This is a genomic window from Kosakonia sp. H7A (genome assembly GCF_003028445.1).
GTDB lineage: Bacteria > Pseudomonadota > Gammaproteobacteria > Enterobacterales > Enterobacteriaceae > Kosakonia > Kosakonia radicincitans.
Genome location: NZ_PYTZ01000017.1, coordinates 1 through 21,193, shown reverse-complemented (window position 1 = coordinate 21,193; position 21,193 = coordinate 1). Strand labels below are relative to the sequence as shown.

Genomic DNA, 21,193 nt, shown 5'->3' with positions numbered 1-21,193 from the left:
ACGGGAGCCAATCCGTGAAAGACTTATTAAAGTTTCTGAAAGCGCAAACTAAAACCGAAGAGTTTGATGCGATCAAAATTGCTCTGGCTTCGCCAGACATGATCCGTTCCTGGTCTTTCGGTGAAGTGAAAAAGCCGGAAACCATTAACTACCGTACGTTCAAGCCTGAGCGTGACGGTCTTTTCTGCGCCCGTATCTTTGGGCCGGTAAAAGACTACGAGTGCCTGTGCGGTAAGTACAAGCGCCTGAAACACCGTGGTGTGATCTGTGAGAAGTGCGGCGTTGAAGTGACCCAGACTAAAGTACGCCGTGAGCGTATGGGCCACATCGAGCTGGCGTCTCCGACTGCGCACATCTGGTTCCTGAAATCTCTGCCGTCCCGTATCGGCCTGCTGCTGGATATGCCGCTGCGTGATATCGAACGTGTTCTGTACTTCGAATCCTATGTGGTTATCGAAGGCGGTATGACCAATCTGGAACGCAACCAGATCCTGACCGAAGAACAGTACCTGGACGCGCTGGAAGAGTTCGGTGACGAATTCGACGCAAAAATGGGCGCCGAAGCTATTCAGGCTCTGCTGAAAAGCATGGATCTGGAGCAAGAGTGCGAACAGCTGCGCGAAGAACTGAACGAAACTAACTCCGAAACCAAACGTAAGAAGCTGACCAAGCGTATCAAGCTGCTGGAAGCCTTCGTACAGTCTGGTAACAAACCGGAATGGATGATTCTGACCGTTCTGCCAGTGCTGCCGCCGGACCTGCGTCCGCTGGTTCCGCTGGATGGTGGTCGTTTCGCTACGTCGGATCTGAACGATCTGTACCGTCGCGTGATCAACCGTAACAACCGTCTGAAACGTCTGCTGGATCTGGCGGCGCCGGACATCATCGTACGCAACGAAAAACGTATGCTGCAGGAAGCGGTAGATGCCCTGCTGGATAACGGTCGTCGCGGTCGTGCGATCACCGGTTCCAACAAACGTCCGCTGAAATCTTTGGCCGATATGATCAAAGGTAAACAGGGTCGTTTCCGTCAGAACCTGCTCGGTAAACGTGTTGACTACTCCGGTCGTTCTGTAATCACCGTAGGTCCATACCTGCGTCTGCATCAGTGCGGTCTGCCGAAGAAAATGGCGCTGGAACTGTTCAAACCGTTCATCTACGGCAAGCTGGAACTGCGTGGCCTCGCCACCACCATTAAAGCCGCGAAGAAAATGGTTGAGCGTGAAGAAGCTGTCGTTTGGGATATCCTGGACGAAGTTATCCGCGAACACCCGGTACTGCTGAACCGTGCGCCGACTCTGCACCGTCTGGGTATCCAGGCATTTGAGCCGGTACTGATCGAAGGTAAAGCTATCCAGTTGCACCCGCTGGTTTGTGCGGCATACAACGCCGACTTCGATGGTGACCAGATGGCTGTTCACGTACCGCTGACGCTGGAAGCCCAGTTGGAAGCGCGTGCGCTGATGATGTCTACCAACAACATTCTGTCTCCGGCGAACGGCGAACCTATCATCGTTCCGTCTCAGGACGTTGTACTGGGTCTGTACTACATGACCCGTGACTGTGTTAACGCCAAAGGCGAAGGCATGGTGCTGACTGGCCCGAAAGAAGCTGAGCGTATTTACCGCGCTGGCCTGGCCTCTCTGCATGCGCGTGTTAAAGTGCGTATCACCGAATATGAAAAAGATGCTAACGGCGAATTCGTTGCGAAAACCAGCCTGAAAGACACGACCGTTGGTCGCGCCATTCTGTGGATGATCGTACCGAAAGGTCTGCCTTTCTCCATCGTCAACCAGGCGCTGGGCAAGAAAGCGATCTCCAAAATGCTGAACACCTGTTACCGCATTCTGGGCCTGAAACCGACCGTTATTTTTGCTGACCAGACGATGTACACCGGCTTTGCTTATGCAGCGCGTTCAGGTGCATCCGTTGGTATTGATGACATGGTCATCCCGGCGAAAAAACACGAGATCATCAGCGAAGCGGAAGCCGAAGTTGCTGAGATTCAGGAGCAGTTCCAGTCTGGTCTGGTAACCGCTGGCGAACGCTACAACAAAGTTATCGATATTTGGGCTGCGGCGAACGATCGCGTATCCAAAGCGATGATGGACAACCTGCAAACCGAAACCGTAATTAACCGTGACGGTCAGGAAGAGCAGCAGGTTTCCTTTAACAGCATCTACATGATGGCCGACTCCGGTGCGCGTGGTTCTGCAGCCCAGATTCGTCAGCTTGCTGGTATGCGTGGTCTGATGGCGAAGCCGGATGGCTCCATCATCGAAACGCCAATCACCGCGAACTTCCGTGAAGGTCTGAACGTACTGCAGTACTTCATCTCCACGCACGGTGCGCGTAAAGGTCTGGCGGATACCGCACTGAAAACAGCGAACTCCGGTTACCTGACTCGTCGTCTGGTTGATGTGGCGCAGGACCTGGTGGTCACCGAAGACGATTGTGGCACCCTCGAAGGGATCGTCATGACGCCGGTTATCGAAGGTGGCGACGTTAAAGAGCCGCTGCGCGATCGCGTTCTGGGTCGTGTGACTGCGGAAGACGTTCTGAAGCCGGGTACTGCTGATATCCTGGTTCCGCGTAACACGCTGCTGAACGAACAGTGGTGTGACCTGCTGGAAGTCAACTCCGTTGACAGCGTCAAAGTACGCTCCGTTGTATCCTGTGACACCGACTTTGGTGTATGTGCGCACTGCTACGGTCGTGACCTGGCGCGTGGCCACATCATCAACAAAGGTGAAGCTATCGGCGTTATCGCGGCACAGTCCATCGGTGAGCCGGGTACACAGCTGACGATGCGTACGTTCCACATCGGTGGTGCGGCATCTCGTGCGGCTGCTGAATCCAGTATCCAGGTGAAAAACAAAGGTAGCATCCGCCTGAGCAACGCGAAGACGGTTGTTAACTCCAGCGGCAAACTGGTTATCACCTCCCGTAACACTGAGCTGAAACTGATCGACGAATTCGGTCGTACCAAAGAAAGCTATAAAGTGCCTTACGGTGCGGTAATGGCGAAGGGTGATGGCGAGCAGGTTGCTGGCGGTGAAACCGTTGCAAACTGGGATCCGCACACCATGCCGGTTATCACCGAAGTGAGCGGTTTCATTCGCTTCACCGACATGATCGATGGCCAGACGATTACCCGTCAGACCGACGAACTGACCGGTCTCTCCTCGCTGGTGGTTCTGGATTCTGCAGAACGTACTACTGGTGGTAAAGACCTGCGTCCGGCGCTGAAAATTGTTGATGCGCAGGGCAACGACGTTCTGATCCCGGGTACCGACATGCCTGCGCAGTACTTCCTGCCGGGTAAAGCGATCGTTCAGCTCGAAGATGGCGTACAGATCAGCTCTGGTGACACCCTGGCGCGTATTCCGCAGGAATCCGGCGGTACCAAGGATATTACCGGTGGTCTGCCGCGCGTTGCGGACCTGTTCGAAGCACGTCGTCCGAAAGAGCCGGCAATTCTGGCTGAAATCAGCGGTATTATTTCCTTCGGTAAAGAAACCAAAGGTAAACGCCGTCTGGTGATCACGCCGGTTGACGGTAGCGATCCGTACGAAGAGATGATTCCGAAATGGCGTCAGCTCAACGTGTTTGAAGGTGAACGCGTAGAACGTGGTGACGTGGTTTCCGACGGTCCGGAAGCGCCGCACGACATTCTGCGTCTGCGTGGCGTTCACGCGGTAACCCGTTATATCGTGAACGAAGTACAGGACGTTTACCGTCTTCAGGGCGTTAAGATCAACGATAAGCACATCGAAGTTATCGTTCGTCAGATGCTGCGTAAAGCCACCATCGTTAACGCAGGAAGTTCCGACTTCCTGGAAGGTGAGCAGGTTGAATACTCTCGCGTTAAGATCGCCAACCGCGATCTGGAAGCGAACGGCAAAATCGCTGCGACCTATGCACGCGATCTGCTGGGTATCACCAAAGCGTCTCTGGCAACCGAGTCCTTCATCTCCGCGGCATCGTTCCAGGAGACAACTCGTGTGCTTACCGAAGCAGCCGTTGCGGGCAAACGCGACGAACTGCGCGGTCTGAAAGAGAACGTCATCGTGGGTCGTCTGATCCCGGCCGGTACCGGTTATGCGTACCACCAGGATCGTATGCGCCGTCGCGCCGCTGGCGAACTGCCGGCAGCTCCGCAGGTCACTGCAGAAGATGCGACTGCGAGCCTGGCAGAACTGCTGAACGCAGGTCTGGGTGGTTCCGACAACGAGTAATCGTTATGCCTAATAAAAAACCCGCTTCGGCGGGTTTTTTTATGCCTGCAATACAGGCCGTGTTTGCGGTATTTGTCGCGTCAATTACGCAGTGGCAGACGACGGTACAGCTCAATCATGTCACCTGCCAGATCCTGAATCACCATCGCGTTCATCAGATGATCCTGCGAATGGACGGTAATCAGATTGACCGGCAGTTTGCCTGTCCCTTCATCCAGACCGATTAACTGAGTCTGAATTTTGTGCGCGGCTTTAACGAATTCCCGCGACTCTTCCATCGCCTGTTCCGCCGCGTCAAAATCGCCTTTACGTGCCTGTTGCAGTGCGGTCAACGCCTGGCTGCGCGCGGCGCCCGCGTTAACCAACAGTTCCATAATGATGGTTTCTAAATCTTCCATGCGCTCACTCCAGAAGCTTAAGGGCTTTTTCAAGTACGACATCGCCTTTCATCATGCCGTAATCCATCATGTCGATAACCGCCACCTTTTTCCCCAGCGGCTCCGCCTGCGCCTGCAATTTTGCCTGCTCGTATTTCACTTGTGGCCCCAGCAACACGATATCCGCCGTTGCAATCTCGTCCTTAAATTCCGCAACGGGAACCGCTTTGATAGAAACTTCGACCCCTTTCTTCTGCGCTGCATCTTTCATCCGCTGCACCAGCATGCTGGTGGACATACCCGCAGCACAACATAAAACGATGTTTTTCATAGTCAGCCTCGTGTTGATGGGATAGTTGATAATTATCCAGCGCAGTTGAGATCAACAACCGCTTTACCGTGATTGTGTGTATGGCATCACAAAGAAACCCTGCTTCACCTGAAACCGGTTACAATTGGTGCAACGATGCGCGCACTAATTAGCATTCGTCAGTAGAATCCGGTTCTTACCCTGCTGCTTGGCTTGATACAACGCTTCATCAACGCCGGTGACGAGTTGCTCCAGCGACTCCATGTGCCACTCGCCGAGCCCGGCGCTGAAGGTAACAATCAGGCCGTCTTCACGCCAGCCACGATTTGCTACGTTGCTTCGCCACTCTTCAAGGTAATCCTGTGAATTTTCAATATGCGTCTCAGGGAAGATCACTGCAAACTCTTCTCCGCCGTAGCGATAAAGCGAAATGCCATGCGGCTGCATCACTTTCAGCCCTTCACGCGCGACATTGCGCAGGACAATATCACCACTTAAATGACCCCACGTATCGTTGATGGACTTGAAGTTGTCGATATCCACCAGTGCCAGTGAAAACGGTTGGTGATCGTTCATCAGGGAGGCAATATCGGCATCAAAAGCGCGCCGGTTTTTGCAGTTGGTCAACGCATCAATAGTGGCCTGGCGCACCCATGATTGTTCGCGCTCTTTGTTACTTTTGATCGCTTTGCTCAGCATAGCTTCCAGCTTCGGCGCCCGTTTTACATCGCCCGTGTTGATGGCATTGATGATATTGATTAGTACGGTCCTTGAGGCATGACGAAGGTAAAGCCCGAACAGAATAATCACGACGGCTGCCGTACCAAAACCCCAGCCGACGATCATGGTCGCGTGGCGGGTAAGGTTATTCAGCGTGCTGTCGTGAACCTTGTAGATGGCAAGCCAGTCCGGGTTGGTAAAGGCATAGTAGTAATACCAGGTTGCGCTTTTTTCATCGTAAACAGAGCCTTCTCCGCCGGTCATTGCCGCCAGCAGTAACGGGCTGATAAATGCTTTAAACAGCGAACTGGTATCCGGATGCAGCATCGCTTTGCCTTCACGGTCGACCACGAAAAACTCCCCCTGCATCGGTGCCTGCATCGTACGCAGTGTGAAACTCATCGAAACCAGATCGAGATGGAATGCCAGCGTTCCCTTCAGCTTGCCGTCAAGGGAAATCACCGGTTTATAGAGGCTCACTGTCGGGTTATGAGTGAAGTAATCCGTATACGTGTCGGTGTAGTGGTTAAACATGCTGGACTCGGCCTGATGCATAAACCACGGGCGTGTGCTGGCATCGAAACTATCGCTTACGCTGCCTGCTATCACCTGCGGAGCGCGCAGATACCTTCCCTGTGAGTCCGCAAGCGAAATAGAAGAAACCGTCGGCATTAGCGCCAGCAGCTTCATCATTAATTGCAGACCCTGCTCGCGATCGCCGTTGACGGTTTCATCTAAATTATTGCCTTGCGCTAAAAATAGCGCGGCGCGATTAAGGATGTAGTCATTTTCCCGCAGGATCGACTGGGCATGGTTCACAGCCAGGTTATGGGTGAAGTTACGGTTAATGTCCTGATATTGTTCCAGCATCTCTTTGCGCTGACTGAAGATAACCAGGATGGCGATCATCACAAATCCCGCGAAGATCCCGATAAAGCTCACCAGAATGGGGGCGGTGAAAGAGAGTTGTCGACTATGAATTTTCATATCCTTGAGCATTCATCATAAAAGTGGCAGATAAAGTATAGGGGGCTGGAAGAAAGATGCAGGCAGCCGAACGGTATGTTGTCAGTCCGTTGTATGGAAAATTATATCGCCAGCAGATGTTGCTATGGCTAAGTATCGTTCGCTATAGTTGTAATGGGTGATGTATGTCAATGTGCATGGTTTTTTATTCCGTTGGAGGGAAAACGGAGCGATATGAGGGGAGAGTAAAGCGATCGCTCCGGTCAGACAGTGAAGCTGACACAGACACCATGCAGGATCGGCTGCCTGTGTGCGACAGTCCGATCCTGTTTTTACGCGGCGCACCGCAAGGTTTTAACCCGTTATCAGCGTATTGCTGTTTTTTTGCGGCGAACGTCCCAGCCAGCTATCCCAGTCTTTCCATACGGGTTGCAACCCGCTTGCGACTAATGCGTCGGCAACTTCTTGCGGGCGGCGTCCGTCGTGCGGGGAAAACTGCTCCAGTTCCGGATGGTCATCGGCATAACCCCCTGGCTGCGTTTTAGAAAACGCGCTGACATTGTTGATGGCCAGTGGGATCACGTGATCGCGGAAGTGCGGCGATTCGCGCGTTGAGAGCGACAGTTCCACATCCGGCGCCAGCAGACGGAAAGCGCAAATGGTTTGCACCAGCTGGCGCTCATCCATCAGTGACGCGGGTTCAATGCCGCCAGCACAGGGGCGCAGGCGCGGAAAAGAGACGGAAAAGCGGCTTTGCCAGTAGTGCTGTTGCAACCATAGCAGGTGTTCCGCCACCATATAGCAATCTATGCGCCAGTTGTCGGAAAGCCCCATCAGCGCGCCGAGGCCGATTTTGTCGATCCCGGCGCGGCCAAGCCTGTCCGGCGTTTCCAGACGCCAGAAGAAATCCTGCTTTTTGCCCCGCAGGTGGTGACGGGCGTATTGAGCTTCGTGATAAGTTTCCTGGTAGACCATTACGCCATCCAGCCCAAGGGTTTTCAGCTCGGCGTACTCCTCCTCTGAGAGCGGCTGTACTTCCATCTGTAGTGAGGCGAACTGGCGGCGAATGTCCGGTAAATGGCGGCGAAAATAGTCCATTCCCACTTTGCCCTGATGCTCGCCGGTTACCAGTAACAGATGCTCAAAGCCCAGATCGCGCAAGGCTGCACATTCACGCGCAATCTCCTGTTCATCCAGTGTCTTGCGCTTCAGATGGTTACTCATCGAAAAGCCGCAGTAGGTACAGTCATTGGCGCAGAGATTCGACAAATAGAGCGGAACATAAAAGCTGACTGTGTTACCAAACCGCTGGCGGGTCAGCCGCTGCGCACGCTGCGCCATGGCTTCAAGAAAACCGCTGGCAGCGGGGGAGAGCAGCGCCATCATATCGTCGCGCGTCGGTTGCCGGGCATTCAGCGCGCGTTCAACATCGGCTGCGGTTTTACTGTGAATGCGCAGACCAATATCGTCCCAGTCGAGTTGCCGCCAGTAATCGCTAAAGGTGCTCATAAGGTGGCCTCCAGAAAACCGGTCAGCGGGCTGGTGGCCGCCGCAAAACGCTGGCGCGCACCCGGTACGGCCTGACGCGCCAGCGTGCCGGCTTCTACCGCCAGACGAAAAGCGCGCGCCATGGTGACCGGATCGTCGGCGACGGCAATGGCGGTATTCACCAGCACGGCATCTGCGCCCATCTCCAGCGCCTGTGTGGCATGGCTGGGCGTACCAATCCCGGCGTCAACCACCACCGGGACATTCGCCTGCTCAATGATGATCTCCAGCATGGCGCGGGTTTCCAGCCCCTGGTTTGAACCAATCGGCGCACCCAGCGGCATGACTGCCGCGCAGCCGACTTCTTCCAGCCGTTTGCACAGCACCGGATCGGCGCCGCAGTAGGGCAGTACTACAAAACCCTGTTGCACCAGCTTTTCTGCCGCGCGCAGGGTTTCGATCGGATCTGGTAACAGCCAGCGGGCATCCGGGTGGATTTCCAGCTTTAACCAGTGAGTTCCCAGCGCTTCACGCGCTAGCTGCGCGGCAAAAATGGCATCCTCAGCATTCTTCGCCCCGGATGTATTCGGCAGCAACGTGACACCTGCATCGCGCAGCGGTTGCAGGATGCCATCGCTTTGTTTGCGAAGATCCACGCGCTTCATGGCCAGTGTGACCAGTTCGCTGCCGGAGGCGCGGATCGCGTCGATCATCAGTTGCGGCGTGGAAAATTTACCGGTGCCGGTAAACAGCCGCGAGGTAAACGTTTTATCTGCAATACGTAACATCTCAACCCCCTGCGATAACCTGAAAAAGCAGGATTTCGTCGCCGTCCTGCACAAGATGCTCATCCCAGCGCTCGCGCGGCAGGATCTGTTGATTCACCGCAAGCGCGGCACCAGGTTTTAGCTGATTGATGTGCTGCAATAGCGCAGCAACGGAAAGCCCGGACGCGCACTGCATCGGCTCATCATTGAAGCGTATTTGCATGCCGCCCTCCGCATACCGGGCATCCCTGGGCGCGATGCAGCGCCAGCGTGCGCCAGAGATTGGTTCGGGCATCAAATAGCCGTAACTCGCCGCTGGTGGTGCTGATGCCGCTTAACAATTTGATGGCTTCCAGCGCCTGCATGGCACCCATGACGCCGACCACCGGGCCAACAATGCCCGCCGTACGGCAGTTGCGCTCCGGTTCGCTTTCATCGGGCCACAAGCAGCGATAACAACCCTGTTGCCAGGGCGGCGTCAGCACCATCATCTGTCCGCCAAAGCCAACCGCACTGGCGCTGATCAACGGTGTTTCCTGCGCCACGCAGGCGGCATTAATCGCCTGGCGAGTGGCCATATTGTCACTGCAATCGAGCACCACATCAGCCTGTGCAACCTGCTGCTGTAGTGCTTCACCACTGAGCCGCTGCTCAAGAGTAATCAGTTCGATATCCGGATTAAGCTGGTGTAAGCGTTGCGCGGTGACGCCCGCTTTCGGTTGGTTGATATCGTCTGTGGTGAACAGGATCTGCCGTTGCAGGTTACTCAGGTGTACCGCGTCGTCATCGGCCAGCGCCAGCGTGCCGATACCCGCGCCAGCAAGGTAAACTGCCGCGGGCGCGCCAAGACCGCCGAGACCAACAATCAGCACCCGGCTGGTAAGCAGCTTTTGCTGGCCGACAACAGCGATATCTTCCAGCAGGATCTGGCGGCTGTAGCGCATAAAATCGCGATCATTCATCACCCACCCCCGCAAGCGCCAGTAATTGACCGGTAGCCAGCCGCCAGTCAGTGGCCTGGGTGATTGCACTGACCACCGCGATGCTGCCAACGCCCGTCGCCAGTACCTCTGGTGCGCGCGCCAGACTGATACCGCCGATGGCTACGGTCGGGTAATCGGCCAGCCGCGCAATATGTCGCGCCAGTTGTTCCAGCCCCTGCGGCGCGGAAGGCATCTGTTTGGTTTGTGTGGGGAAAACATGGCCCAGCGCGATATAAGACGGGCGCGCCGCCAGCGCCACGTCGATCTCCATATCGTCATGGGTCGAAACGCCAAGACGCAAACCTGCCGTGCGAATCGCGCTAAGATCCGTGGTTTCCAGATCTTCCTGGCCGAGATGAACGCCGTAAGCCTGGTGTTTGATCGCCAGCCGCCAATAGTCATTGATAAACAGGCGCGCGTGGTAGCGGCGGCCAAGCGCAATGGCGGCAATGACATCCTCTTCGACCTCGTCATCACGTTTATCTTTGATGCGTAATTGCAGGGTGCGCACTCCGGCATCCAGCAGGCGGGCTACCCACTCGACGCTATCGACCACCGGATAAAGCCCCAGACGGAAAGGCACCGGCGGGAAATCAGGTTGGTACATCAGGCTTCCTCCCGTTTCAGGTAGATCTCGCCGCCGCGGGCGCGGAAGTCGTTCGACTTGTCTGCCATGCCAACTTCAATAGCCTGGGAAGCAGCATAATCGCGTACTTCCTGGGAGATTTTCATTGAGCAGAATTTCGGCCCGCACATCGAGCAGAAGTGGGCGACTTTGCCGGATTCCTGCGGCAGGGTTTCATCGTGATACGCGCGGGCGGTGAAGGGGTCGAGCGCCAGATTAAACTGGTCTTCCCAGCGGAACTCAAAGCGCGCTTTCGACATAGCATTATCGCGGATCTGCGCGCCGGGATGGCCTTTGGCGAGGTCAGCCGCGTGGGCGGCGATCTTATAGGTAATAAGCCCCTGTTTCACATCCTCTTTGTTCGGCAGGCCAAGATGCTCTTTTGGCGTGACATAACACAGCATCGCGCAGCCAAACCAGCCAATCATCGCCGCGCCAATGCCGGAGGTGAAGTGGTCGTAACCCGGTGCGATATCAGTGGTGAGCGGTCCAAGCGTGTAGAACGGCGCTTCGTGGCAGTGCTCCAGTTCTTCGGTCATATTGCGGCGGATCATCTGCATCGGCACATGCCCCGGACCTTCAATCATCACCTGTACGTCGTACTCCCAGGCGATTTTGGTTAGCTCGCCCAACGTGTGTAGCTCCGCGAATTGCGCTTCGTCGTTGGCGTCCTGAATGGAACCCGGACGCAGACCATCGCCCAGCGACAATGCAACGTCGTAAGCGGCGCAGATCTCGCAGATTTCGCGGAAGTGGGTGTAAAGGAAGTTCTCCTGATGATGGGAAAGGCACCATTTCGCCATAATCGAACCGCCGCGCGAAACAATGCCGGTCAGACGGCGGGCGGTCATCGGGACGTAACGCAGCAGCACACCTGCGTGAATGGTGAAGTAATCCACCCCTTGTTCCGCCTGCTCCAGCAGTGTGTCGCGGAACGCCTGCCAGTTCAGATCTTCGGCGATCCCGTTGACCTTCTCCAGCGCCTGATAGATCGGCACGGTACCGATCGGCACCGGGCTGTTACGCAGGATCCATTCGCGGGTTTCATGGATATAACGTCCGGTGGAGAGATCCATCACCGTGTCCGCGCCCCAGCGAGTTGCCCAGACCAGTTTTTCCACCTCTTCTTCGATGGAAGAGGTTACCGCCGAGTTGCCGATATTGGCGTTCACTTTAACCAGGAAGTTGCGGCCGATAATCATCGGTTCCGACTCCGGGTGGTTAATATTGGCGGGAATAATGGCGCGACCGGCCGCCACTTCATCGCGGACAAATTCCGGCGTGATATTTTCCGGCAGGCGTGCGCCAAAACCTTCGCCCGGATGCTGCCTGCGCAGCACTTCGCTGCGGATGCGCTCGCGGCCCATGTTTTCACGGATAGCGATAAATTCCATTTCCGGCGTCACGATCCCCTGGCGAGCATAGTGCAACTGCGTCACGCAGCGGCCCGCTTTGGCGCGTTGCGGCGTCAGCAAACCGCCAAAACGCAGCTCATCGAGGCCGTCATCGGCCAGCCGCTCTTTGGTGTACGCAGAGCTGCGTTCATCGAGCGTTTCAGTGTCGTTACGGGCGGTTATCCACGGCGCACGCAGCTTTGCCAGCCCCTGTTGCACATTAATGGCGATAGCCGGATCGCCATACGGGCCGGAGGTGTCATACACCGGTACGGCTTCGTTTTCTTCATATTGCGGCTGTGCTTTGGTGCCGCCGATAAGCGTCGGGCTAAGCTGGATTTCACGCATGGGCACGCGAATATCCGGCTGCGAACCGGTGATGTAAATGCGTTGCGAATTGGGGAAAGCGGTGCCTTCCAGCGTATCAATGAAGTGTTGCGCCTGGGCGCGTTGTTCACGGCGTGTAACAGTTTTTGCAGACATAGCTCATTCCATAATTATGAGATGGCTTGTCAGACGACGGATGGAGTAATGGCAGCAAACCGCCCGTGAGGGTGGTCGTTGTGAATGGATTACTCTTGTTCCCTTCGCAGGTCTTAACCCGATCAGGTTCCGCGGATCCCGAATTAACGGTCTCAGCCTTTTCCCCTTCATCCTTCACGCTGCCTCTTTGTTGGCTGCGTTCGCTCACCCCAGTCACTTACTTGATGTAAGCTCCTGGGGATTCACGAACTTGCCGCCTCGACGCATCGCGAATGATTTTGTGGAAATATAGGCACTCCGACAAGAAAAACCCCGTCCGAAAACGGGGGACTGCTTTTTAAACTACGCGTTAATGCTTAAGAACTCAAGCGGGGCGCGCCATTCCACTTTCGTCGTTGGCGCTCACATTGAGGTCGTTATCATAGGCCAGCACAATCAACTTATCTTCCAGCATAAAGCGGGCGGCAAGCGCTTCGCCGATATCCGATAGCGCCTGTTGGAACTCCAGACAGTTGTCGTCATCGATGGCGTTTTCCAGGCTGGAGTCATAGTAATTCATGAGCTCCACGGTGTTGGCTTCAAGTTGTGGATAAAGTTGCGTGGCGGCTAAAAGTGGGCTGGCGCCTTCCATTTCGCTGATGATACGTTCATAAATATTGAAATGGCCGGCGGAGAGGTATTCCACCAGGTTGTGACAAAAATCGTCCAGCGCTTTTTCATTGAGCTGCATGTACGATCCTTTGCCAGGTTTAATGCCAACCAGATTGTAGTAAGAAACAAGAAGTTGCTTACGAACAAGTAGCCAGTGGTCGACAAGTTTGTTACTTCCTCCAACGCGCTCTGTCAGGCTTTCTAACTGGTTTAGCATAAATGGCTCCGCAAATATGTAAGTTCAGAAAAAATGTAATAATAATGTTAATAACATGCCAGTGAAGCTAAGGTAGTGCAATGGTACGTATTATTGAAGCATCCGATCGTGGCTGGTGGATCGTGAGCCATGAACAAAAATTATGGTTGCCCGGTGGAGAATTACCACATGGTAAGCCAGGAAATTTCGAACTTGTGGGCCAAAGCGCGCTTCACATTGGGGAATGGCAGGGCGAACCGGTGTGGATGGTTCGTCAGAATCGTCGACATGATATGGGCTCCGTGCGACTGCTGATCGATCAGGATGTCGGTCTTTTCCAGTTAGCCGGGCGCGGCGTGCAACTGGCCGAGTTTTACCGCTCGCATCAGTTTTGCGGTTATTGCGGGCACACTATGCACCCCAGCAAAACCGAGTGGGCGATGCTCTGCGACCACTGTCGGGAACGTTATTATCCGCAAATTGCCCCCTGCATTATTGTCGCGATTCGCCGTGACGACAGCATCCTGCTCGCGCAACATACCCGTCATCGCAATGGCATCTACACTGTGCTTGCCGGGTTTGTTGAAGTTGGCGAAACGCTGGAGCAGGCGGTAGCACGTGAAGTGATGGAAGAGAGCGGCATTAAGGTGAAGAACCTGCGTTATGTCACCTCACAGCCATGGCCCTTCCCGCAATCGCTGATGACGGCCTTTATGGCGGAGTATGACAGCGGTGAAATTCATATCGATCCGAAAGAGCTGTTAGATGCGGGCTGGTATCGCTATGACGCCTTGCCGCTACTGCCGCCGCCGGGCACAGTGGCGCGTCGCCTGATCGAAGACACCGTGGCGATGTGTCGGGCAGACGATCAATGACGTGATACAATAACGGTCTGACGCTTAAGGAACTGACAATGACCGAACTGAAAAACGATCGTTACCTGCGCGCGCTCCAGCGCCAGCCCGTAGACATGACGCCAGTATGGATGATGCGCCAGGCTGGCCGCTATTTGCCGGAGTACAAAGCAACGCGTGCGCAAGCAGGCGACTTTATGTCGTTGTGCAAAAACGCTGAGCTGGCCTGTGAAGTGACGCTTCAACCGCTGCGCCGCTACAAGCTTGATGCGGCGATCCTTTTCTCGGACATTCTTACCGTACCGGACGCGATGGGGCTGGGCCTCTATTTTGAAGCTGGCGAAGGGCCGCGCTTCACGTCGCCCATCACCAGCAAAGCGGATGTGGATAAGCTGCCGATTCCGGACCCGGAAAACGAACTGGGCTACGTGATGAACGCGGTGCGCACTATTCGCCGTGAATTGAAAGGCGAAGTGCCGTTGATCGGCTTCTCCGGCAGCCCATGGACGCTGGCGACCTATATGGTGGAAGGCGGCAGCAGCAAAGCGTTTACCGTGATCAAAAAAATGATGTACGCCGAGCCGCATACGCTGCACGCACTGCTCGATAAGCTGGCGCAGAGCGTCACGCTGTACCTGAACGCGCAGATCCGCGCTGGCGCGCAATCTGTGATGATTTTTGATACCTGGGGCGGCGTGCTGACCGGGCGCGATTATCAGCAGTTCTCGCTCTATTACATGCATAAAATCGTTGATGGCCTGCTGCGTGAAAACGAAGGGCGCCGCGTGCCGGTAACACTGTTTACCAAAGGCGGTGGGCAGTGGCTGGAAGCGATGGCGGAAACCGGCTGTGATGCGCTGGGCCTGGACTGGACCACCGATATCGCCGATGCGCGTCGTCGCGTGGGCCATAAAGTCGCTCTGCAAGGCAATATGGACCCTTCCATGCTGTATGCGCCGCCCGCGCGTATCGAAGAGGAAGTGGCTACCATTCTGGCGGGCTTTGGCAAAGGTGAAGGCCACGTGTTTAACCTCGGTCACGGCATTCATCAGGATGTTGCACCGGAACATGCAGGAGTCTTTGTCGAGGCGGTACACCGTCTGTCGGCCGCCTGGCATCAGTAAGGAGGAGGTATGGATCTCGCGTCATTACGCGCGCAACAACTTGAACTGGCGTCTTCGGTGATCCATGAGGATCGCCTGGATACGGATCCTCCCCGATTGATCGGCGGTGCCGATGTCGGGTTTGAGCAAGGCGGCGAAGTGACGCGGGCGGCGATGGTGCTTCTCGCCTGGCCATCGCTGGAGCTTGTCGAATATCAGGTGGCGCGCATCGCCACCACCATGCCCTATATTCCGGGCTTTCTCTCCTTTCGCGAATACCCTGCGCTGCTGGCGGCGTGGCAACAACTGTCGCAAAAGCCGGATCTGCTGTTTGTTGACGGGCACGGCATTTCGCATCCGCGCCGTCTGGGGGTCGCCAGCCACTTTGGGCTGCTGGTGGATGTACCGACCATTGGCGTGGCGAAAAAACGGCTGTGCGGCAAGTTTGAGCCGCTTGCCGATGAGCCTGGCGCGCTGGCGCCGCTGCTGGATAAAGGCGAGAAGCTGGCATGGGTATGGCGCAGTAAAGCGCGCTGCAATCCGCTGTTTATCACGACCGGGCATCGTGTCAGTCAGGATAGCGCTTTGGCGTGGGTGCAGCGTTGCATGAAGGGTTACCGGCTGCCGGAGCCGACGCGCTGGGCGGATGCGGTGGCGTCCGGGCGGCCCGCGTTTTCGCGTTGGCAGGAAATCCAGCGCAATATCAGGTAAACTGCCGCCATTACTGATATTGAGAAACAACCATGTTACAAAACCCAATTCACCTGCGTCTGGAACGGCTGGAAAGCTGGCAGCACGTTGTCTTTATGGCGTGTCTGTGCGAGCGCATGTATCCCAATTACGCCATGTTCTGCCAGCAGACGGAGTTTGGCGACGCGCAACTTTATCGCCGTATCCTCGACCTGATTTGGGAAACGCAGATCGTTAAAGATGCGAAAGTGAACTTCGACAGCCAGCTTGAGAAGCTGGAAGAGGCGATTCCGGCTGCCGATGATTACGATCTGTACGGCGTTTACCCGGCGATTGATGCCTGCGTAGCATTGAGCGAACTGGTTCATTCTCGCCTGAGTGGTGAAACGCTGGAGCATGCGGTTGAAGTCAGCAAGACGTCGATCACTACCGTTGCGATGCTGGAAATGACCCAGGCGGGTCGTGAAATGACCGACGAAGAGCTGCGACTGAACCCCGCCGTTGAGCAGGAATGGGATATTCAGTGGGAAATTTTCCGTCTTTTGGCGGCCTGTGAAGAACGTGATATTGAACTGATTAAAGGGCTACGCGCAGACCTGCGTGAGGCCGGCGACAGCAATATTGGTATAAATTTGCAGCAATGAGGCAATAAAACGTGATTTAGGGCCAGTTTTGTCGCGCCGGAAGGCTTCCCTTCCTACCCCCGTCTGGTCTACATTTGGGGGGCGAAAAAAAGTGGCTATCGGTGCGTGTATGCAGGAGAGTGCTTTTGAGGCATTTCCGTCGCACTCGATGCTTAGCAAGCGATAAACACATTGAAAGGATAACTTATGAATAAGACTCAACTGATTGATGTAATTGCAGACAAGGCTGATCTGTCTAAAGCGCAGGCAAAAGCTGCACTGGAATCCACCCTGGCTGCTATTACTGAGTCTCTGAAAGAAGGCGATGCGGTACAACTGGTTGGTTTCGGTACCTTCAAAGTGAACCACCGCGCTGAGCGTACTGGCCGCAACCCGCAGACCGGTAAAGAAATCAAAATCGCTGCCGCTAACGTGCCGGCATTTGTTTCTGGTAAAGCACTGAAAGACTCTGTTAAGTAAGACAGCGTGCCAGTGAACGGTTTTATCGAAGGGGCGGTTTCGCCCCTTTTGTTATTCTGGCGTCGTTCATTGACGTTGGCTGGCGCACTGTTGCTGACGGCCTGTAGCCACGATACTTCCTTGCCCCCGTTCACCGCCAGCGGCTATGCGGACGATCAGGGCGCGGTGCGGATCTGGCGTAAAGATTCCGGCGGTGAGACGCATCTGCTTTCCGCTTTTAGTCCGTGGCATCACGGCAACACTTCCCTCAGCGAATACCGCTGGCAAGGCGATACCTTAACCCTTGTCGAACTCAATATTTATAGCCAGCCGCCTGAGCATGTACGCGTGCGTTTTGACGATCGCGGTGAGCTGAGCTTTATGCAGCGTGAGGTCAATGGGCAGAAGCAGCAGCTCTCCAGCGACCAGATTGCGTTGTATCGTTACCGTGCTGAACAGATCCGCCAGACCAGCGATGCGCTGCGTCAGGGGCGTGTGGTGCTGCGTCAGGGGCGCTGGCAGGCCAATCGCACGGTTCAGACCTGTGAAGGCAAGACGGTGAAGCCGGATCTCGACAGCTTTGCGCTGAACCGCATTGAGCAGCGTCAGACGCACTCGTCGGCGGCAGTAAGTGTGGCATGGCTGGAAGCGCCGGAAGGGGCGCAGTTGCTGTTGGTCGCGAATAGCGATTTTTGTCGCTGGCAGCCGACAGAGAAGAGTTTCTGAAGGTTTAAGTAGGCCGGGTAAGCATAGCGCCACCTGGGGAACGGCCCGATGGCGGCTACGCCTTATCGGGCCTGGGGCAAAATAACGTTATTCGCCCTGTTCGCGAGCGATCGCGCGGTAGCCGATATCACGGCGGCTGAAGCTGCCATTCCAGTGAATATTGGTCATCAACTGATAGGCGCGTTGCTGTGCTTCGGCAACGGTGTTACCCAACGCAGTAACACAGAGTACGCGGCCGCCGTTGGTCAGCACCTGGTCGTCGCTGGAGAGTTTAGTGCCCGCGTGGAATACTTTACCGTCCGGCACTTCTTCCAGCGGCAGGCCGTGGATCACATCGTCCTTGCTGTAATCGCCCGGATAACCACCGGCAGCCATTACCACACCCAGAGACGCGCGTTCATCCCACTCAGAGGTTTTCTCGTCCAGCTTGCCTTCGCAGGCGGCCAGGCACAGCTCAACCAGGTCTGACTGCATGCGCAGCATGATCGGTTGCGTTTCCGGATCGCCAAAGCGGCAGTTGAACTCAATCACTTTCGGATTGCCCTGTTTGTCGATCATCAGACCGGCATACAGGAAACCGGTATAAACATTGCCTTCCGCCGCCATACCGCGCACGGTCGGCCATATAATGCGTTCCATCGTTCGTTGATGCACTTCATCGGTGACGACTGGCGCAGGCGAGTAGGCACCCATACCGCCGGTGTTCGGCCCGGTATCACCATCACCCACGCGTTTGTGGTCCTGGCTGGTGGCCATCGGCAGAACATGTTCGCCATCGACTATTACGATAAAGCTGGCTTCTTCGCCGTCGAGGAACTCTTCAATAACGATACGGTGGCCTGCGTCGCCAAAAGCATTACCCGCCAGCATATCGTTCACCGCCGCTTCCGCTTCTTCCAGCGTCATGGCGACAATCACGCCTTTGCCCGCTGCCAGACCGTCCGCTTTAATGACGATTGGCGCGCCTTTCTCACGCAGATACGCCAGAGCCGGTTCAATCTCGGTGAAGTTCTGGTATTCCGCCGTCGGGATCTTGTGGCGCGCCAGGAAGTCTTTGGTGAAGGCTTTCGAGCCCTCGAGTTGCGCGGCGCCCTGCGTTGGGCCAAAAATTTTCAGACCAGCGGCGCGAAAGGCGTCTACTACGCCAATGACCAGCGGCGCTTCCGGGCCAACGATGGTCAGATCGATTTTCTCGTTCTGCGCAAAGCTGACCAGCGCCGGAATATCGGTGACGCCAATTGCCACGTTTTGCAGCGCCGGTTCCAGCGCGGTACCGGCATTGCCCGGTGCAACAAAAACGGTATCGACCAGCGGCGATTGCGCCGCTTTCCAGGCCAGCGCGTGTTCGCGCCCGCCGTTACCAATCACTAATACTTTCATTGTCTGCTCCGTGGATTAATGGCGGAAGTGACGCATATCGGTAAAGATCATAGCGATGCCGTGTTCATCGGCAGCAGCAATCACTTCGTCATCGCGGATGGAACCACCCGGTTGGATCACGCAGGTCACGCCAACAGCGGCAGCGGCATCAATACCATCGCGGAACGGGAAGAATGCGTCAGACGCCATCGCAGAACCTTTCACTTCCAGCCCTTCGTCACCGGCTTTGATCCCGGCGATCTTCGCCGAGTAGACGCGGCTCATCTGGCCAGCGCCAATGCCGATGGTCATATTCTCTTTCGCATAAACGATAGCGTTGGATTTCACGAATTTCGCTACTTTCCAGCAGAACAGCGCATCACGCAGCTCTTGCTCCGTCGGTTGGCGCTTGCTGACAACGCGCAGTTCGTTGTTGCTGACCATGCCCAGATCGCGATCCTGAACCAGCAGCCCGCCGTTGACGCGTTTAAAGTCGAGCCCCGGCACGCGTTGCGACCACTCGCCGCAGACCAGTACGCGGACATTCTGTTTGGCTGCCGTGATTTTCAGCGCTTCCTCTGTAGCAGATGGCGCGATGATCACTTCCACAAACTGGCGGGAGATGATCGCCTGCGCGGTGGCAGCATCCAGCTCGCGGTTAAAAGCGATAATGCCGCCGAATGCGGAGGTCGGATCGGTTTTGTAGGCGCGATCGTAAGCCGCAAGAATGGAGTCGCTCACAGCCACGCCGCAAGGGTTTGCATGCTTAACGATAACGCAGGCAGGCTCGCTGAACTCTTTCACACATTCCAGCGCTGCATCAGTATCGGCGATGTTGTTATAAGAAAGCGCTTTACCCTGCAACTGCTGGGCGGTAGCCACAGAAGCCTCTTTCACTTCTTCTTCTATATAGAAGGCGGCCTGCTGGTGGCTGTTCTCACCGTAGCGCATATCCTGCTTCTTGATGAAGTTCAGGTTCAGGGTGCGCGGGAAGCGGCCTGATGGCTCTTTACTTTCGCCGTGATAGGCCGGGACCAGGCTACCGAAGTAGTTGGCGATCATGCTGTCGTAAGCGGCAGTGTGTTCAAAAGCTTTAATGGCCAGATCGAAACGGGTTTCGAGCGTCAGCGATCCTTCGTGCGCATCCATCTCATTAATGATGGCGCTGTAGTCGCTGCTTTTTACTACGATGGCAACATCTTTATGGTTCTTCGCCGCAGAGCGCACCATCGTCGGGCCGCCGATATCGATGTTTTCTACTGCATCTTCCAGCGAGCAACCTTCGCGGGCGACGGTCTGGGCAAACGGATAAAGGTTAACAACCACCATATCGATCGGCGCGATCGCGTGCTCTGCCATGATCGCGTCATCCTGGCCGCGACGACCGAGGATCCCGCCGTGGACTTTCGGGTGCAGGGTTTTTACGCGTCCATCCATCATTTCCGGGAAACCGGTGTAGTCGGAGACTTCAGTCACCGGCAGACCTTTATCTGCCAGCAGACGTGCGGTTCCGCCAGTAGAGAGCAGTTCTACGCCACGCTGAGAGAGCGCCTGTGCGAATTCGACAATACCGGCCTTGTCAGAAACACTGAGCAGTGCGCGGCGGACTGGACGACGTTGTTGCATGGTAAATCCCCTGGATTTGACTTGAACAGAGAGTATTAGATGAATTTGGGGATCCTTAACGATCCCAAAACTTAGCTAACGCCCCATGTGAGGCTCACGATTTTTGCGCGGGCATTGTAACGAAAACGTTTGCGTAGCGCTCGCGAATTTTTAGCCTTTTGCCGGATTGTGGATAAGTCTGTGTGTAAATGGGTATAAAGCCGTGTTTTGCTGTGGAATGCAGCAGTCAGTCATTTTTATGTCATTTTTCTATTGCGGGGGGCGGATAACTCCCTATAATGCGCCTCCATCGACACGGCAGATGTGAATCACTTCACACAAATAGCCGGGTCGGTTGAAGAGAAAAATCCTGAAATTCAGGGTTGACTCTGAAAGAGGAAAGCGTAATATACGCCACCTCGCGACGAAGCGCTGAAAGCCGCGTCGCAACTGCTCTTTAACAATTTATCAGACAATCTGTGTGGGCACTCAGGTGACTGGATTCTTGATGTCTTCGGACAAAAAATGAATACCAAGTCTCACGGGTGAACACGTAATTCATTACGAAGTTTAATT

General features: G+C 55.4%; 19 protein-coding genes and 1 riboswitch. Of the genes, 7 read left to right on the top strand and 12 right to left on the bottom strand.

All coding sequences use genetic code 11. The features are described from left to right. The first annotated feature begins 14 nt into the window (after nt 1–14). On the top strand, nt 15–4,238 hold the full coding sequence (gene rpoC / locus CWM66_RS27405; protein ID WP_035890294.1) for a DNA-directed RNA polymerase subunit beta': 4,224 nt from the start codon (nt 15–17) through the stop codon (nt 4,236–4,238). An 80-nt stretch (nt 4,239–4,318) separates the two neighbouring features. Here the strand turns inward: rpoC and CWM66_RS27400 are convergent, their stop codons facing one another. The 10 genes from CWM66_RS27400 to CWM66_RS27350 form a co-directional block, all read right to left on the bottom strand. Beyond that, nucleotides 4,319–4,636: a PTS lactose/cellobiose transporter subunit IIA gene (locus tag CWM66_RS27400; protein WP_035890295.1), complete on the bottom strand. Its 318-nt coding sequence runs from the start codon at nt 4,634–4,636 to the stop codon at nt 4,319–4,321. 4 nt (nt 4,637–4,640) lie between these two features. Next, nucleotides 4,641–4,946 carry a PTS sugar transporter subunit IIB gene (locus CWM66_RS27395; RefSeq protein ID WP_035890299.1) on the bottom strand — a complete coding sequence of 102 codons (306 nt, stop codon included), beginning with the start codon at nt 4,944–4,946 and terminating at the stop codon, nt 4,641–4,643. Nucleotides 4,947–5,090: 144 nt separating this feature from the next. Continuing rightward, the gene (locus CWM66_RS27390) at nt 5,091–6,632 is read right to left on the bottom strand and encodes a sensor domain-containing diguanylate cyclase (protein ID WP_107147730.1); all 1,542 of its coding nucleotides are present in this window, start codon (nt 6,630–6,632) and stop codon (nt 5,091–5,093) included. A gap of 333 nt (nt 6,633–6,965) precedes the next feature. Next, a complete protein-coding gene (gene thiH, locus CWM66_RS27385; RefSeq protein WP_071921792.1) occupies nt 6,966–8,120 on the bottom strand; it encodes a 2-iminoacetate synthase ThiH in 1,155 nt (384 codons plus the stop codon). Then, complete coding sequence (gene thiG / locus CWM66_RS27380; protein WP_035890305.1) at nt 8,117–8,887, bottom strand: thiazole synthase; 771 nt, start codon at nt 8,885–8,887, stop codon at nt 8,117–8,119. Before thiG ends, thiH begins: the two co-directional genes overlap by 4 nt. A 1-nt stretch (nt 8,888) precedes the next feature. Continuing rightward, nucleotides 8,889–9,089 carry a sulfur carrier protein ThiS gene (gene thiS, locus CWM66_RS27375; RefSeq protein ID WP_035890307.1) on the bottom strand — a complete coding sequence of 67 codons (201 nt, stop codon included), beginning with the start codon at nt 9,087–9,089 and terminating at the stop codon, nt 8,889–8,891. Further along, nucleotides 9,070–9,828, bottom strand: coding sequence for a HesA/MoeB/ThiF family protein (locus tag CWM66_RS27370; protein ID WP_035890308.1), 759 nt, complete (start codon nt 9,826–9,828; stop codon nt 9,070–9,072). Before CWM66_RS27370 ends, thiS begins: the two co-directional genes overlap by 20 nt. Beyond that, a complete protein-coding gene (gene thiE / locus CWM66_RS27365; protein WP_035890311.1) occupies nt 9,821–10,456 on the bottom strand; it encodes a thiamine phosphate synthase in 636 nt (211 codons plus the stop codon). Before thiE ends, CWM66_RS27370 begins: the two co-directional genes overlap by 8 nt. Continuing rightward, nucleotides 10,456–12,351: a phosphomethylpyrimidine synthase ThiC gene (thiC, locus tag CWM66_RS27360; protein ID WP_035890313.1), complete on the bottom strand. Its 1,896-nt coding sequence runs from the start codon at nt 12,349–12,351 to the stop codon at nt 10,456–10,458. Before thiC ends, thiE begins: the two co-directional genes overlap by 1 nt. Before the next feature lie 82 nt (nt 12,352–12,433). Then, nucleotides 12,434–12,661: riboswitch (TPP riboswitch) on the bottom strand. Nucleotides 12,662–12,715: 54 nt separating this feature from the next. Then, nucleotides 12,716–13,219 (bottom strand): Rsd/AlgQ family anti-sigma factor, encoded by a 504-nt coding sequence (locus tag CWM66_RS27350; RefSeq protein WP_035890314.1) that lies wholly within the window; start codon nt 13,217–13,219, stop codon nt 12,716–12,718. Nucleotides 13,220–13,299: 80 nt separating this feature from the next. Here CWM66_RS27350 and nudC point away from each other — a divergent pair, with 80 nt between their 5' ends. The 6 genes from nudC to CWM66_RS27320 all read left to right on the top strand — a co-directional run bounded on the left by nudC (nt 13,300) and on the right by CWM66_RS27320 (nt 17,653). Next, complete coding sequence (gene nudC / locus CWM66_RS27345; RefSeq protein WP_071921795.1) at nt 13,300–14,073, top strand: NAD(+) diphosphatase; 774 nt, start codon at nt 13,300–13,302, stop codon at nt 14,071–14,073. Nucleotides 14,074–14,111: 38 nt separating this feature from the next. Next, on the top strand, nt 14,112–15,176 hold the full coding sequence (gene hemE / locus CWM66_RS27340) for a uroporphyrinogen decarboxylase (protein ID WP_035890319.1): 1,065 nt from the start codon (nt 14,112–14,114) through the stop codon (nt 15,174–15,176). 9 nt (nt 15,177–15,185) lie between these two features. Further along, nucleotides 15,186–15,866 carry a deoxyribonuclease V gene (gene nfi, locus CWM66_RS27335; protein ID WP_035890321.1) on the top strand — a complete coding sequence of 227 codons (681 nt, stop codon included), beginning with the start codon at nt 15,186–15,188 and terminating at the stop codon, nt 15,864–15,866. Nucleotides 15,867–15,898: 32 nt separating this feature from the next. Next, nucleotides 15,899–16,489, top strand: a complete 591-nt coding sequence (locus CWM66_RS27330; protein WP_035890324.1) for a YjaG family protein — start codon at nt 15,899–15,901, stop codon at nt 16,487–16,489. A 186-nt stretch (nt 16,490–16,675) separates the two neighbouring features. After that, a complete protein-coding gene (hupA, locus tag CWM66_RS27325) occupies nt 16,676–16,948 on the top strand; it encodes a nucleoid-associated protein HU-alpha (RefSeq protein WP_035890328.1) in 273 nt (90 codons plus the stop codon). A 12-nt stretch (nt 16,949–16,960) separates the two neighbouring features. Beyond that, nucleotides 16,961–17,653, top strand: coding sequence for a DUF1481 domain-containing protein (locus CWM66_RS27320; protein ID WP_172745722.1), 693 nt, complete (start codon nt 16,961–16,963; stop codon nt 17,651–17,653). An 87-nt stretch (nt 17,654–17,740) separates the two neighbouring features. On the opposite strand, the gene purD is transcribed toward CWM66_RS27320, so the two are convergent. Both purD and purH read right to left on the bottom strand, forming a co-directional pair. Beyond that, the gene (purD, locus tag CWM66_RS27315) at nt 17,741–19,033 is read right to left on the bottom strand and encodes a phosphoribosylamine--glycine ligase (RefSeq protein WP_035890332.1); all 1,293 of its coding nucleotides are present in this window, start codon (nt 19,031–19,033) and stop codon (nt 17,741–17,743) included. A gap of 15 nt (nt 19,034–19,048) precedes the next feature. Beyond that, nucleotides 19,049–20,638 carry a bifunctional phosphoribosylaminoimidazolecarboxamide formyltransferase/IMP cyclohydrolase gene (gene purH / locus CWM66_RS27310; RefSeq protein ID WP_035890335.1) on the bottom strand — a complete coding sequence of 530 codons (1,590 nt, stop codon included), beginning with the start codon at nt 20,636–20,638 and terminating at the stop codon, nt 19,049–19,051. Between the last annotated feature and the right edge of the window lie 555 nt (nt 20,639–21,193).